Source organism: Nocardioides sp., from assembly GCF_036405735.1.
Classification (GTDB): domain Bacteria; phylum Actinomycetota; class Actinomycetes; order Propionibacteriales; family Nocardioidaceae; genus Nocardioides.
The window spans coordinates 1-13,070 of the sequence record NZ_DASWXC010000082.1 but is presented as its reverse complement, the minus strand read 5'-3'; the positions used below and the strand labels follow the sequence as shown (position 1 = coordinate 13,070).

The window sequence follows — 13,070 nt, the reverse complement described above, 5'->3', positions numbered from 1 at the left end:
CGTAGGGCACGCCGAGCCAGGTGGCCAGGGCGGCGAGCTGGTCGACGTGCGAGGCGGCCAGCACCGCCGACACGGTGGGCGTGGGCTCCGCCCGCAGGAACAATGGGGGCCGGTCCTCCCGGGGGTCGAAGGCCGGCGGCGCGGTCGGCGGCGCGAGCATCGCGCCGGCCGGCTCGAGCTGCAGTCCGTCGCGGACCGCCACGACGGTCCGGCCCGCCAGGGTGACCGGCACGTTGAGCGCGCGACGCGGCTCCGCCGGGACGACCACGACACCGGCGGTGAGGAGCGCCTCGCGGCCCTCCGGGCTCGACACCGGCGTGACCAGCACGCCAGGACCGAGGTCGAGCCGCCGGCTGCGGGTCAGGACCACCGGCCGGACCGCCGGATCGACCCGGACGGCCTCGAGCAGGGCACGGGCGCTGTCGGGAAGCCGGTGCGTGTCCGGGTCGACGGCGAGGACCCACCGGTCGGGGTCCTTGGCCGTCTGCTCGTCCTGCTCCACGAAGCGCCGGCCCCGCAACGGCTTCGGTACGACGACGCTGCCGTCGGGTGCGCGCGTGATCGCGAAGCTGCGCCGCAGCCGGTCGTCGGGCGCCGTACGCCGCAGACTCGTCTCGATGACGTCGACCGGTGCGTCCGGTGCCACCTCCAGCAGCCGCTCACGCCACGCCGCGAGGTCGGGCACGTCGTAGTGGTTGTGGGCCAACAGGTAGCGCTTGAGGAGCGGGAAGCCTGCCGCGATCAGCCGGAACTGGTTCTCGCTGAAGATCGGGTGGAACGGATGGAGCTCCGGCACGAAGGTGTCGAACCGGTGGCCCCGGCCGATCAGCAGCCGCGTCAGGCCCACCTCGTAGTCGAGCACGACGCGGAGCTTGTCGTCCTGCGGCCGGACCGACGCGAGGAACGAGCGGAAGGCGGGGTCGTCGAGCACCGGCCGCCGGAAGGCGAGGAAGTAGGAGCCGAGGAGGAAGTCGTAGACCCCGTCCTCCTCGAAGCGGGCCAGCAGCTCCTCGCGGACCACGTCCATCGGGATGGGCTGGGTGAAGGCGTTCGACGGCGCGTCCCGGGTCGCGGCGATGCCCTTGGTGGCCTGCAGGCCCCACCAGTCGCAGTCCCGGTCGGCCATGGTCGCGAGCACCTCGTCCAGCGGCCGGACCAGGTAGCAGCTGTCGTTGACGAGGAGCACCTCGTCGTACGCGGCCAGCGCCTCCCACCCGACCAGGCGCGTGGCCAGCATCGCGTAGGAGCCGAAGTCGTAGGCACCGTGCCGGATCGCCCAGGCGCCGGTGGCCAGGTCGCGCAGCTTGGCCAGCTCCTCGGGGGGCAGGTAGCCGTCGTGCAGCACGAACACGTCGGCGTGCCGGCCCAGCTCGCGCACCAGCTGCAGCAGCGCCTCGTCGACCAGGCCGTCCGGGTCGAAGACCGCCAGCAGCGCGGCGCGGCGCAGCGGCCGGGTCACCGGCCGGCGTCCGCGCCGGCGGTGACGCGGAGGTGGTGGAGGAGCGGGTTGACGCCCGTGTGGGCGACGACCGGGTGACGACGCCGGTAGGCCAACGTGCTGAAGTCGGGTCCCGGGTCGAGGTCGGCCGCCGCGCCGTGGCGCAGGTAGTGCAGGGCCGGCGTGAGACCGGTGGCGGCCACCTCGGGGTAGCGGCGCAGGTACCACGGACCGTCGAGCAGGGGAGTGCCGTGCAGCACGGCGAGGTCCGCCTCCTCCGCCGGCGTCGGGACGTGGGGGAACATCCGCCGCTTCAGCCACCCGCGCGGTCCCGCCGGGACGCGTTCGGCGGCGACCAGCCGCTCGTGGAGGTGGCGGGTGAGCTCGGTCAGGGCGTGGTCGAGCCGCACGGCCGTCGCCGCCGCCTCGGCGCGCTCCTCGTACTGCTCCCGCGCCCGTGCCAACGCCTGCTGGCACTCCCTCAGCGTGGCCTGGATCCGCGCGACCTCCGTGGGCTCGGCGCGCTCCGGGCTGGGGGTCGGCGTCACGGCGACACCCTATCGGGCGGCCCGCGGGGCCGACATGAACGAGCCCGGGCGGCGTCACCGGCCCGTAACGCCGCAGACCGAGGCGTTACACGGCCGCAACAGGCGACGGCGCGCACGGAAACCTCGCCCCGCCAGATTGGCTCGCGGCGACAGCCCAGCGGGTCTGCCGAGACACGCCTGTCCGCGCCAACCGTCCCGGTGTAGAGCCGGTGAAGTTGTGGAGGTCTTGTGTATTACGACGGCTACTACGCCTGGATGATCATGGCGACATCGATGGTGCTGCTGATGACGGCACCCGGTCTCGCCCTCTTCTACGGCGGCATGTCGCGGACGAAGTCCGTGCTCAACATGCTGATGATGTCGTTCAGCTCTCTGGCGGTGGTCGGCATCGTCTACGTGCTCTGGGGCTGGTCGATGTCCTACAGCGACAGCTATCCGGACGCGGCGGGGGACACCGGCGGCGAGATCGGCCAGTTCTTCGCGGACCCGTTCGCGAACTTCGGGCTCACCGACGTCGCCCCGGGCAACCTCATCTTCGTCGGCTTCCAGTTCACGTTCGCGGCCATCACCGCGGCCCTGATCTCGGGCGCCGTCGCGGACCGCGTCAAGTTCTCCTCGTGGCTGGTCTTCGTGCCGCTGTGGGTCACGCTGTCCTACTTCCCGCTGGCCCACATGGTCTGGGGCGGTGGCTTCCTGACCTGGGCCGACGCCGACGGTCTGGCGGGCATGCTCTTCGGCGGGACCGACGGCGCGCCGAACGTCTTCCCGGTCGACTACGCGGGCGGCACGGTCGTCCACATCAACGCCGGCGTCGCCGGCCTCGTGCTGGCCCTCGTCGTCGGCAGGCGGCTTGGGTTCGGCAAGGAGGCCATCAAGCCGCACAACCTCACGTTGACGATGATCGGCGCGGGCCTGCTGTGGTTCGGGTGGTTCGGGTTCAACGTCGGGTCGCTGGTGTTCGTCGACGGCTCCGACGAGCAGCTCTCGCTGACCCAGTTCACCTCCGAGACCGGGCTGGTGTGGCTCAACACCACCGTCGCGACCTGCGCCGCCCTGCTCGGCTGGCTGGTCGTCGAGAAGATCAAGCACGGCGCGATGACGTCGCTCGGCGCCGCCTCCGGCATCGTGGCCGGCCTGGTCGCGATCACCCCGGCGTGCGGCGCGCTCACCCCGGTGGGCTCGATCGTGCTCGGCGCGGTCGCCGGCGTCCTGTGCGCCCTGGCCGTCGGCCTCAAGTACCGCTTCGGCCTGGACGACTCCCTCGACGTGGTCGGCGTCCACCTGGTGGGCGGCCTGGTCGGCACGATCGGCGTCGGCTTCCTCGCCCAGAACTACGGCGACGTGACGGCACCGCCGGGCAGCGTCCTGTACGACGGGGACTTCCGCCTGCTGCTGCTGCAGACCGCCTGCGCGCTGTTCGCCATGGCGTGGTCGGGCGTCGCCACGCTGGTCGTCGCCCTGGCCATCAAGTTCACGCTCGGGTGGCGCATCAGTGAGGAGGAGGAGGTCGACGGCATCGACGGCTCCCAGCATGGCGAGTCGGCCTACGACCTCTCGAGTGGATCGGGGGTGCTGGCATGAGGCTCGTGACAGCGGTCATCAAGCCGCACAAGTGGGACGAGGTCCGCGAGGCGCTGGAGACCTTCGGGGTCACCGGGATGACCGTCAGCGAGGCCAGCGGCTACGGCCGCCAGAAGGGCCACACCGAGGTCTACCGCGGCGCGGAGTACGACATCGCGCTGGTGCCGAAGATCCGCATCGAGATCCTCGTCGAGGACGGCGACGCCGACGACGTCGTCGGCCTGGTCGTCTCGGCCGCCCAGACCGGCCGGATCGGCGACGGCAAGGTCTGGGTCAGCCCGGTCGAGACGGTCGTGCGGGTGCGCACCGGCGACCGCGACGCAGCGGCGATCTGAGACCGGGGCCCGGCCCCACCCGGGGCCGGGCCCCCACACAGCCGGGCCACAATCGTGCCCACCCCCGACCGCCGCCGCTGGCAAGGAGTCCTCAGCATGAAGCTCGTCACCGCCGTCATCAAGCCGCACAAGTGGGAGGAGGTCCGCGCTGCCCTGGAGGCCGCCGGTGTCACCGGGATGACCGTCAGTGAGGTCAGCGGCTACGGCCGCCAGAAGGGCCACACCGAGATCTACCGCGGCGCGGAGTACGACGTGACTCTCGTGCCGAAGATCCGCGTCGAGATCGTCCTGCCCGACAGCGACGCCGACGCGGTCGTCGACACGATCGTCCGCACCGCGCAGACCGGTCGCATCGGCGACGGCAAGGTCTGGGTCGCCGGCATCGACCGGGTCGTCCGGGTCCGCACCGGCGACCGCGACGACGCGGCGCTCTGAGCGTCCACCGCCGGGCCCGTGACAGCCGCCGACCGGGCACGACGCGCCGAGGCGGCGGACCAGCTCTGTGCGCGGGCCTACGACGCGTGCGCCGGGCCGGGCCACGGGGCTGCCCTCGTCGCGGTCGGCGGCTACGGTCGCGGTGAGCTGGCGCCGTACTCCGACCTCGACGTGGTGCTCGTGCACGACGACGACGGTCAGCTCGGCGAGGTCGCGGAGCGGCTCTGGTACCCGCTGTGGGACAGCGGCGCCGCGCTCGACCACTCCGTGCGCTCGTTCGGCGAGACGGTGGCAGCGGCCGACGCCGACATCCGGGTGGCGCTCGGCCTACTCGACGTGCGCCACCTGGCCGGGGACCAGAGCCTCACGCTGCGACTGCGGACGACGATGCTCGCGCACTGGCGTCGCCATGCCCGCGAGCGGCTGCCGCGGCTGCGGCAGTCGCTCGAGGGTCGCCACACCCTGATGGGGGAGCTGGCCCACGCCAGCATCCCCGACCTCAAGGAGGCCGCCGGCGGGTTGCGGGACGCGACGGTGCTGCGCGCCCTGGTGGCGACGTGGCTCATCGACGTGCCGCACACCGAGCTGGAGCGCTGTCGGACGAACCTGCTCGACGTGCGCGACCACGTCCACGAGCTCGCCGGGCGGCAAAGCGACCGCATCGCCCCCGAGCTGTGGCCCGAGCTCGCCGGGCGCCTCGGCCTGGCCGACGAGCGGGCGGCGCAGCGCTACGTCCGCCAGCAGGGCAGGATGCTCACCCACGTGTCCCGGCTCGCCTGGCGGCGCGCCGAGCACGTGCTGGCCCGGCCCTCACCTGCCGCGCCGCGCCGCCCCGCGCTGACCCCGCTGGGGCCCGGCGTCGCTCTCGCGGGCGGCGAGGTGGTGCTCGACCGCAGCGCTCGTCCCGCCGAGGACCCGCTGCTGTTCCTGCGCGCCGCCGCGCTCGCCGCCGAGCACGACGTCGTGCTCGCCCCCGCGACGGTCGCCCGGCTCGCTGCTGAGGGAGCCGCACTGCCGGTGCCGTGGCCGGCCGAGGCGCGTCGGCTGTTCGTGCGGCTGCTCGCCTCGGGCCCCGGGCTGTTGGCGGTCTGGGAGACGCTCGACGAGACGGGCGCGGTCGACACGATCCTGCCGGAGTGGGAGCGGATCCGGCTCCTCCCGCACGCCTCGGCGATCCACCGGTTCACCGTCGACCGTCACGTCGTGGAGACCTGTATCGAGGCGTCCCGGCTGATCCGGACCGTCGCCCGCCCCGACGTGCTCCTCGTGGCCGCGTTGCTGCACGACATCGGCAAGGGCGGCCTGGTCGAGCACAGCGTCGCCGGCGCGGGGATGGCGCGTGAGATCGCCACCCGGATGGGCTTCGACGCGACGGCCGTCGCGCTGATCGAGACGCTGGTGCGGTGGCACCTGCTGCTCCCGACCACCGCCACCACCCGCGACCCGCACGACCCGGCAACCGTCGCGACCGTCACCTCCCGCGTCGACGACCCGGAGGCGCTGGCGCTGCTGAGCGCGCTGACCGAGGCCGACGCCCGTGCGACCAGTCCCCAGGCATGGTCGGCGTGGCGTGCCTCGCTCGTCGGCGACCTCGCGGGCCGGGCGCGGGCGGCGCTGGCGAGCGGACGGTCGCTGGAACCGGCGGCGACCGACGAGGTCCACGAGGTCACCATCCCCGCCGGCGTACGACGGGGCGCGGTCTCCATCGAGGTCGACGCCGTGTCCGACGGCGCCCGCGTCAGGGTGATCGCCGCCGACCGCGTCGGCCTGCTCGCCGACATCGCCGCCACCTTCGCCGTGCAGCGGGTCGCCGTCCGGGCGGCCCGCGCGTGGTCGCAGGACGGCTGCGGCATCTCGGTGTGGGAGGTGGCCGACGAGTACCTCGACGCGGCGGTGCTGCGGGACCGGTTCGACGCGATCAGCGCGGGGCGGATCGACCCCTCGGCCCGGTTGCGCCGCACCGGCCACTCGCCGCTGGCGCCCGCGGTGGTCGTCAAGCCGGAGGCGTCGGCGCAGGCGACCGTGCTCGAGGTGCGCGCGGCGGACCGCCCCGGCGTCCTCCACCTGGTGTGTGCGGCGCTCGCCCGGCTGGGGGTCACCGTGCGCTCGGCCCACGTCGACACGCTGGGCCCTCAGGCGGTCGACGTCTTCTACCTGCAGGAGGCGGCCGCCGGGGCGCTGTCGGACCAGCGGGCCGCCGAGGCCGCCCACGCGGTGAGGGCGGCGCTCTCCGGCGAGTGAGCCCCGCGCCGACGGCCCGGTTAGGCTGGGTCACTGATCCGCCCGCCCTGACGAAGGAACCCCTTTGTTCGCCACGCTCTCCGACCGCCTTGCCGACACGTTCAAGAACCTCCGTGGCAAGGGCCGGCTCTCCGAGGCCGACATCGACGCCACCGCACGCGAGATCCGCATCGCGCTGCTCGAGGCCGACGTCGCCCTTCCGGTGGTCAAGGACTTCGTGGCCGCCGTCAAGGAGCGCGCCCGCGGTGAGGAGGTCAGCAAGGCGCTGAACCCCGCCCAGCAGGTCGTGAAGATCGTCAACGAGGAGCTCGTCGGCATCCTCGGCGGCGAGACGCGGCGGCTGCGCTACGCCAAGACCGGCCCCACCGTCATCATGCTCGCCGGCCTCCAGGGCGCCGGAAAGACCACGCTCGCGGCGAAGCTGGCGCTCTGGCTCAAGGGTCAGGGCAAGTCGCCCCTCCTGGTCGCGTGCGACCTCCAGCGGCCCAACGCCGTCAACCAGCTCCAGGTCAACGGCGAGCGGGTCGGCGTACCTGTGTTCGCGCCCCAGCCGGGCAACGGCGTCGGCGACCCGGTGGCCGTGGCCCGGGAGTCGGTCGAGGAGGCCAAGCGCAAGCTCCACGACGTCGTGATCGTCGACACCGCCGGCCGGCTCGGCGTGGACGCCGAGATGATGCAGCAGGCGGCCGACATCCGCGACGCCGTGCAGCCCGACGAGGTGCTGTTCGTCGTCGACGCGATGATCGGCCAGGACGCCGTCACCACGGCCCAGGCCTTCCTCGACGGCGTCGGGTACGACGGCGTCGTCCTCACCAAGCTCGACGGCGACGCCCGCGGTGGTGCCGCGCTGTCGATCGTGTCGATCACCGGCAAGCCGGTCATGTTCGCCTCCAACGGCGAGAAGATGACCGACTTCGACCTGTTCCACCCCGACCGGATGGCCGGCCGGATCCTCGACATGGGCGACATGCTCACCCTGATCGAGCAGGCCGAGAAGGCGCTGGACGCCGACGAGGCGGCCAAGGCCGCCGAGAAGCTCGCCGGCGGCGACTTCACCCTCGACGACTTCCTCGCGCAGATGCAGCAGCTCAAGAAGCTCGGCTCGATGACGAAGATCATGGGGATGCTGCCCGGCATGGGGCAGTTCCGCGACCAGCTGGCGAACTTCGACGACCGCGAGATCGACCGGATCCAGGCCATCATCCAGTCGATGACGCCGGCGGAGCGGGCCAACCCCAAGCTCATCGACGGCTCGCGCCGCGCCCGGATCGCCAAGGGCTCGGGCCGCCAGGTCTCCGACGTGAACCAGCTCGTCGACCGGTTCATGGAGGCCCGCAAGATGATGATGCGGTTCGCCCAGGGCGGCGGCATGCCCGGGATGCCGGGGATGCCGGGCATGCCCGGGATGGGCGGCAAGCGCGCCGGGGCCAAGCAGGCGCCCAAGAAGGGCAAGGGCAAGCGGGTCTCGGGCAACCCCGCCAAGGCGGCCCAGCAGAAGGCGGCGAAGGAGTCCGCGGCCCCGAAGCCGGCGAACCCGTTCGGCAACCCGAACGGCGACGACTTCGACTACGAGAAGGCGGCCGCCTCCCTCGACCTCCCCAAGGACTTCAGCAAGTTCTTGAAGTGAGCCCCCGGTCGAGCACGGTCCTCGTCGTCGACGGCGCGAACGTCGTCGGCGCACGTGCGGACGGCTGGTGGAAGGACCGCGCGGGCGCGGCGCGCCGGCTGCACGAGCAGCTGCTGGTCGCCGACCTTCCGTACGACGTGGTCGTGCTCGTCCTCGAGGGCGGGGCCAAGGCCGGCGTACGACCGGGCAGGGACGCCCACGTGCGTACTGTGCACGCCGCCCGTGACGGCGACGCCACGATCGTCGCCGAGGCGCGCGCCGCGGCCGAGCAGGGGCATCGCGTGACGGTGGTGACCGCGGACCGGGCGCTGCAGGCGAACGTCGCCGCGGTGGCGCTCGCGCTCAGCCCGTCCTGGCTCATCGACCAGCTCTGAGGGCGCGATAGCGTCGCGGCATGGCAACGGGCCGCGACACAGTGCTGCGCTTCCAGGGACCCGTCCTCCCGGACGGGGAGGTCCGCGACCTCTACGTCGTCGGCGGCCGGGTCACCTACGAGGTCCAGCCCGGTGCCGAGACGGCCGCACGCGGCTGGATCGTCCCGGGTCTGGTCGACGCGCACAACCACCTCGGTCTCGAGGACGGGGGAGCCGTCGACGACGCCGAGGTCGAGCGGCAGGCGGTCGCGGACCGGGAGATGGGCGCGCTGCTGCTGCGCGACTGCGGCTCGCCCGCGGACACCCGCTGGGTGCACGAGCGCGACGACCTGCCCCGGCTCATCCGGTGCGGCCGGCATCTGGCCCGCACCCAGCGCTACATCCGCAACTACGCCCACGAGGTCGAGCCGGACGAGCTCGCCGTCCACGCGGCGCGCGAGGCTCGGGGTGCCGACGGCTGGATCAAGCTCGTGGGCGACTGGATCTCGCGCGAGGAGGGCGACCTGGCCCCGTCCTTCCCTGCCGAGGCGGTCGCCGCCGCGATCGCGGCGGCGCACGACGCGGGCGCCAAGGTGACCGCCCACTGCTTCGGGCCCGACTCGCTCGGGCCGCTGCTGGAGGCGGGCATCGACTGCATCGAGCACGGCACCGGGCTGAGCGAGGACCACCTCGGGCTGATGGTCGCCCGCGGCGTGGCACTGGTGCCGACGGTGCTGCAGACCGACAAGTTCCCCCAGTTCGCCGAGGCGGGCCGCGCGAGGTTCCCCGCCTATGCGGCCAGGATGGAGGACCTCCACACCGGGCGGCGCGACGTCCTGATGGCGGCGTACGACGCCGGCGTACCCCTCTTCGCCGGCAGCGACGGTGGCGGCACCGGCCGGCACGGCTACCTCCACGAGGAGGTCCTGGCGATGGCGGCGATGGGCCTGCCGGCCGAGTACGCGCTCGGGGCGGCGTCCTGGCGGGCACGGGCCTGGCTCGGCTTCACCCCCGACCTGGCCGAGGGCGCCGAGGCGGACTTCGTGGTCTACGACAGCGACCCGCTGGCCGACCTGTCGGTGCTGGCGCGCCCCACGGCCGTGGTGCTGCGCGGTCGCCGCGTCCGCTGAGCCGGTCCACTGAGCCCGCCGCTGAGCGGTCCGCTGAGCGACTGCAATTTCGCCGTGCCTGCCGACTCTGGCAGACTTCCCGGTTGAGTCCTGCGCGGTCCGGACCCTCTCATTCGGTCCGACGCAGTGCCCATCGAGGATCTGTGCCGGTGTCCCCACGCCGGTCGCCTGTCCTCACCCACCACGAATTCCAAGGAGACACCACAAACGTGGCCGTCAAGATCCGTCTGAAGCGCCTGGGCAAGATCCGGGTCCCGCAGTACCGCATCGTCGTCGTCGACTCGCGCACCAAGCGTGACGGTCGAGTGATCGAGGAGATCGGCAAGTACCGGCCGAAGGAGGACCCGTCCTTCATCGAGGTCGACTCCGAGCGCGCCCAGTACTGGCTCGGCGTCGGCGCGCAGCCGTCCGAGCCCGTGGCCGCCATCCTCAAGGTCACCGGCGACTGGCAGAAGTTCAAGGGCCTCCCGGGTGCCGAGGGCACGCTGAAGACCGCAGCCCCGAAGCCGGACAAGCTCGAGCTCTTCAACAAGGCCCTCGCTGAGGCGCACTCCGAGCCCAAGGCCGAGGCCGTCACCAAGAAGGCTGCGCCGAAGAAGGCCGAGAAGAAGGCCGACGAGGCTCCGGCCGAGGAGACCCCGGCTGCCGAGGCTCCCGCCGAGGAGACCCCGGCCGCCGAGGCCGAGGCTTCCACCGAAAAGGCCTGAGCATGCTCGCGGAGGCTCTCGAGCACCTGGTGCGCGGTGTCGTCGACCACCCCGACGACGTCGTCGTGCGCGACAAGCAGCTGCGCCGGGGCTCGATCCTCGAGGTCCGGGTGCACCCCGATGACCTCGGCAAGGTGATCGGCCGTGGCGGACGCACCGCCAGTGCGTTCCGGACGGTCATCGGTGCCCTCGCCGGCAAGGCGGGCGCCCGCGTCGACTTCGTCGACGTCGACAAGCGCCGCTGAGCCGCGTCTAGAGCTGATCCAGGACGGGCGCCACCCCTCGGGGTGGCGCCCGTCCTGCATTTCTCACCGGCATCACTTCGGGGGCGGAATCACCGGTTAACCGGGGACTCCGCGCCCGCACTACCCTCTCCCCGTGGAGTCCATCGAGGTCCTGGTCGGTCGTATCGGCAAGCCACACGGCGTCCGTGGTGACGTCACGGTGGACGTCCGCACCGACGAGCCGGAGCGGCGCTTCGCCGCCGGGGCGGTGCTGCAGGCGCGGGCGCCGCAGGGCTCGGCGTTCCCACACCGCACGCTCACGGTCGCCCGGGCCCGCTGGCACCAGACCGTGCTGCTGGCGACCTTCGAGGAGCTGACCGACCGCACCACCGCCGAGAGCGCGCGCGGCGTGTTGCTCCACGTCGCGGTGCCGGCCGACGAGTCGCCGGAGGACCCCGACGAGTTCTACGACCACCAGCTGGTCGGGCTCGCCGCGGAGGACCTCGAGGGCCGCCCGCTCGGCGAGGTGACGGGTCTGCTGCACGGCGGTGCGCAGGACATCCTCACGATCCGCACCCCCGACGGTCGGGAGGCGCTGGTGCCGTTCGTCAAGGCGCTGGTGCCCGAGGTCGACGTCGCCGGTGGCCGGGTGGTCATCGCCGACCGGCCGGGGCTGGTCGCCGTGGCGCTCGACGAGGACTGACCCGGTGCGGCTCGACTACCTGACGATCTTCCCCGACTACCTCTCGCCGCTGCGGCTCAGCCTGCCCGGCAAGGCGATCGAGCGCGGCCTGCTCGAGCTGTACGTCCACGACCTGCGTCAGTGGGCCCACGATCGGCATCGCACCGTCGACGACACGCCGTACGGCGGCGGTGCCGGCATGGTGATGAAGCCCGAGCCGTTCGGCGAGGCGTTCGCCGCGTTGGAGGTCGCCACGAGCCCCGTCGCGGCCGGCACGACCATCGTCTTCACCACCCCGTCGGGCGAGCCGTTCACCCAGCGGCTGGCCGCCGACCTCGCAACCCGGGAGCGGCTGGTCTTCGCCTGCGGCCGCTACGAGGGCATCGACCAGCGCGTCATCGACCATGCCCGGACGCTCGCGGAGGTGCGCGAGATCAGCCTGGGCGACTACGTCCTGAACGGGGGAGAGGTTGCGGCCCTGGCCGTCACCGAGGCCGTCGTGCGGCTGCTGCCCGGCTTCATGGGCAACGCCGAGTCGCTCGTCGAGGAGTCCCACGAGGATGGGCTCCTGGAGTACCCCGTCTACACCAAGCCCGCCTCCTGGCAGGGGTACGACGTCCCGCCGGTGCTGCTCTCCGGCGACCACGGCCGGATCGCGGCGTGGCGACGACAGCAGGCCGTCGAGCGGACCGCGCTGCGCCGACCCGACCTGCTCCACGCGAGCCACGCCAGCACCGAGTGGCCGGTCACCCGCGCCACTCCCGGCGACGCCGGCGAGCTGCTCACCCTGACCCGGGCGTGCTGGGTGCAGGAGGCGCTCGCCAACGACACCCTCGACATCCCGGCGCTCCACGAGACGCTCGAGCAGATCACCACCAGCCTCGAGGCCTGGGACACCTACGTCGTGCGCTCGGCCGGCCGCCTCGTCGGCTCGGTCCGGGGCCGACTCGCCCCGGCCGCGGACGGCAGCGAGGAGACCTGGTGGGACATCGGCCGGGTGTGCGTCGCCCCGGACCTGCAGGGCCGGGGCCTGGGCCGGGTCCTGCTCGACCACATCGAGGCGGTCGCGCCGGCCGGCGCGGCGGCGTACGCGCTGTTCACCGGAGCCCACAGCCAGGCCAACCAGCGGTTCTACAAGCGGGCCGGCTTCCGGCTGCGCGCCGACCTCCCGGCGCCGCCCGGGGCGGTCATGCTGACCAAGCCCCGCCGGCGCTGACGGATTTCTGGCTGGTCGGCCGCTGTGGCAGACTCTTCTACTGGCCCAGTCGGCCGAAGGACCGCTCCGAGGACCACACGGAGGGTCTGCGTCGGGCTCCTGCCACAGGGGGAACCGTACGCCGCCGGCCACCACGACCGGGTCCACACCTGAACATCCAGCTGACCGCGGCTGACCTGTGGCACTCGCGAGGAGAGAACATGAGCAACGTGCTTGCCGAGCTCGGCAACAGCATCAAGCGCGACGACCTGCCGGCGTTCCGGGCCGGTGACACCGTCAAGGTGCACGTCAAGGTCGTCGAGGGCAACCGGTCCCGCATCCAGGTCTTCCAGGGCGTCGTGATCCGCCTCCACGGTGCCGGCGTCGGCCGCACCTTCACCGTCCGCAAGGTCTCCTTCGGCGTCGGCGTCGAGCGCACCTTCCCGCTGCACTCCCCGATCTTCGAGCAGATCGAGGTCGTGACCCGCGGTGACGTCCGCCGCGCCAAGCTCTACTACCTGCGCAACCTGCGCGGCAAGAAGGCGAAGATCAAGGAGCGCCGCGAGGCCTGAGA

General features: G+C 72.8%; 14 protein-coding genes. 12 read left to right on the top strand and 2 right to left on the bottom strand.

Translation table 11 applies throughout. The features are described 5' to 3' along the window. Both VGE38_RS13480 and VGE38_RS13475 read right to left on the bottom strand, forming a co-directional pair. Window positions 1–1,459 (bottom strand): rhamnan synthesis F family protein (locus VGE38_RS13480; protein WP_331143064.1); only part of this gene is annotated, 1,459 nt, incomplete at its 3' end. Next, window positions 1,456–1,986: a hypothetical protein gene (locus VGE38_RS13475; protein ID WP_331143063.1), complete on the bottom strand. Its 531-nt coding sequence runs from the start codon at window positions 1,984–1,986 to the stop codon at window positions 1,456–1,458. The genes VGE38_RS13480 and VGE38_RS13475, both read right to left, overlap by 4 nt. A gap of 228 nt (window positions 1,987–2,214) precedes the next feature. Between VGE38_RS13475 and VGE38_RS13470 the strand changes: the two genes are divergently transcribed. The 12 genes from VGE38_RS13470 to rplS all read left to right on the top strand — a co-directional run bounded on the left by VGE38_RS13470 (window position 2,215) and on the right by rplS (window position 13,068). Beyond that, window positions 2,215–3,567, top strand: a complete 1,353-nt coding sequence (locus VGE38_RS13470) for an ammonium transporter (RefSeq protein ID WP_331143062.1) — start codon at window positions 2,215–2,217, stop codon at window positions 3,565–3,567. Next, the gene (locus VGE38_RS13465; protein WP_331143061.1) at window positions 3,564–3,902 is read left to right on the top strand and encodes a P-II family nitrogen regulator; all 339 of its coding nucleotides are present in this window, start codon (window positions 3,564–3,566) and stop codon (window positions 3,900–3,902) included. Before VGE38_RS13470 ends, VGE38_RS13465 begins: the two co-directional genes overlap by 4 nt. A gap of 96 nt (window positions 3,903–3,998) precedes the next feature. Continuing rightward, entirely contained in the window at window positions 3,999–4,337 is a 339-nt protein-coding gene (locus VGE38_RS13460; RefSeq protein WP_331143060.1) for a P-II family nitrogen regulator, read from the top strand. An 18-nt stretch (window positions 4,338–4,355) separates the two neighbouring features. After that, the gene (locus tag VGE38_RS13455) at window positions 4,356–6,578 is read left to right on the top strand and encodes a [protein-PII] uridylyltransferase (RefSeq protein ID WP_331143059.1); all 2,223 of its coding nucleotides are present in this window, start codon (window positions 4,356–4,358) and stop codon (window positions 6,576–6,578) included. A gap of 64 nt (window positions 6,579–6,642) precedes the next feature. Further along, entirely contained in the window at window positions 6,643–8,205 is a 1,563-nt protein-coding gene (gene ffh, locus VGE38_RS13450) for a signal recognition particle protein (RefSeq protein ID WP_331143058.1), read from the top strand. Beyond that, window positions 8,202–8,579, top strand: a complete 378-nt coding sequence (locus VGE38_RS13445; RefSeq protein ID WP_331143057.1) for a hypothetical protein — start codon at window positions 8,202–8,204, stop codon at window positions 8,577–8,579. The genes ffh and VGE38_RS13445 overlap by 4 nt, the downstream gene beginning before the upstream one ends. A gap of 20 nt (window positions 8,580–8,599) precedes the next feature. Beyond that, window positions 8,600–9,688, top strand: coding sequence for an amidohydrolase family protein (locus VGE38_RS13440; RefSeq protein ID WP_331143056.1), 1,089 nt, complete (start codon window positions 8,600–8,602; stop codon window positions 9,686–9,688). Window positions 9,689–9,897: 209 nt separating this feature from the next. Continuing rightward, a complete protein-coding gene (rpsP, locus tag VGE38_RS13435) occupies window positions 9,898–10,395 on the top strand; it encodes a 30S ribosomal protein S16 (protein WP_331143055.1) in 498 nt (165 codons plus the stop codon). Between the two features lie 2 nt (window positions 10,396–10,397). Further along, complete coding sequence (locus VGE38_RS13430; protein ID WP_331143054.1) at window positions 10,398–10,640, top strand: RNA-binding protein; 243 nt, start codon at window positions 10,398–10,400, stop codon at window positions 10,638–10,640. Between the two features lie 133 nt (window positions 10,641–10,773). Next, window positions 10,774–11,322 (top strand): ribosome maturation factor RimM, encoded by a 549-nt coding sequence (gene rimM / locus VGE38_RS13425; RefSeq protein WP_331143053.1) that lies wholly within the window; start codon window positions 10,774–10,776, stop codon window positions 11,320–11,322. Window positions 11,323–11,326: 4 nt separating this feature from the next. Beyond that, the gene (gene trmD / locus VGE38_RS13420; RefSeq protein WP_331143052.1) at window positions 11,327–12,517 is read left to right on the top strand and encodes a tRNA (guanosine(37)-N1)-methyltransferase TrmD; all 1,191 of its coding nucleotides are present in this window, start codon (window positions 11,327–11,329) and stop codon (window positions 12,515–12,517) included. 200 nt (window positions 12,518–12,717) lie between these two features. Beyond that, window positions 12,718–13,068, top strand: a complete 351-nt coding sequence (gene rplS, locus VGE38_RS13415; RefSeq protein WP_331143051.1) for a 50S ribosomal protein L19 — start codon at window positions 12,718–12,720, stop codon at window positions 13,066–13,068. Window positions 13,069–13,070 lie beyond the last annotated feature (2 nt).

Coding starts and splice junctions, on each gene's coding strand:
- rplS (WP_331143051.1), top strand. CDS start 12,718: ATGAGCAACGTGCTTGCCGAGCTCGGCAACAGCATCAAGCGCGACGAC.
- VGE38_RS13430 (WP_331143054.1), top strand. CDS start 10,398: ATGCTCGCGGAGGCTCTCGAGCACCTGGTGCGCGGTGTCGTCGACCAC.
- VGE38_RS13465 (WP_331143061.1), top strand. CDS start 3,564: ATGAGGCTCGTGACAGCGGTCATCAAGCCGCACAAGTGGGACGAGGTC.
- VGE38_RS13460 (WP_331143060.1), top strand. CDS start 3,999: ATGAAGCTCGTCACCGCCGTCATCAAGCCGCACAAGTGGGAGGAGGTC.
- VGE38_RS13440 (WP_331143056.1), top strand. CDS start 8,600: ATGGCAACGGGCCGCGACACAGTGCTGCGCTTCCAGGGACCCGTCCTC.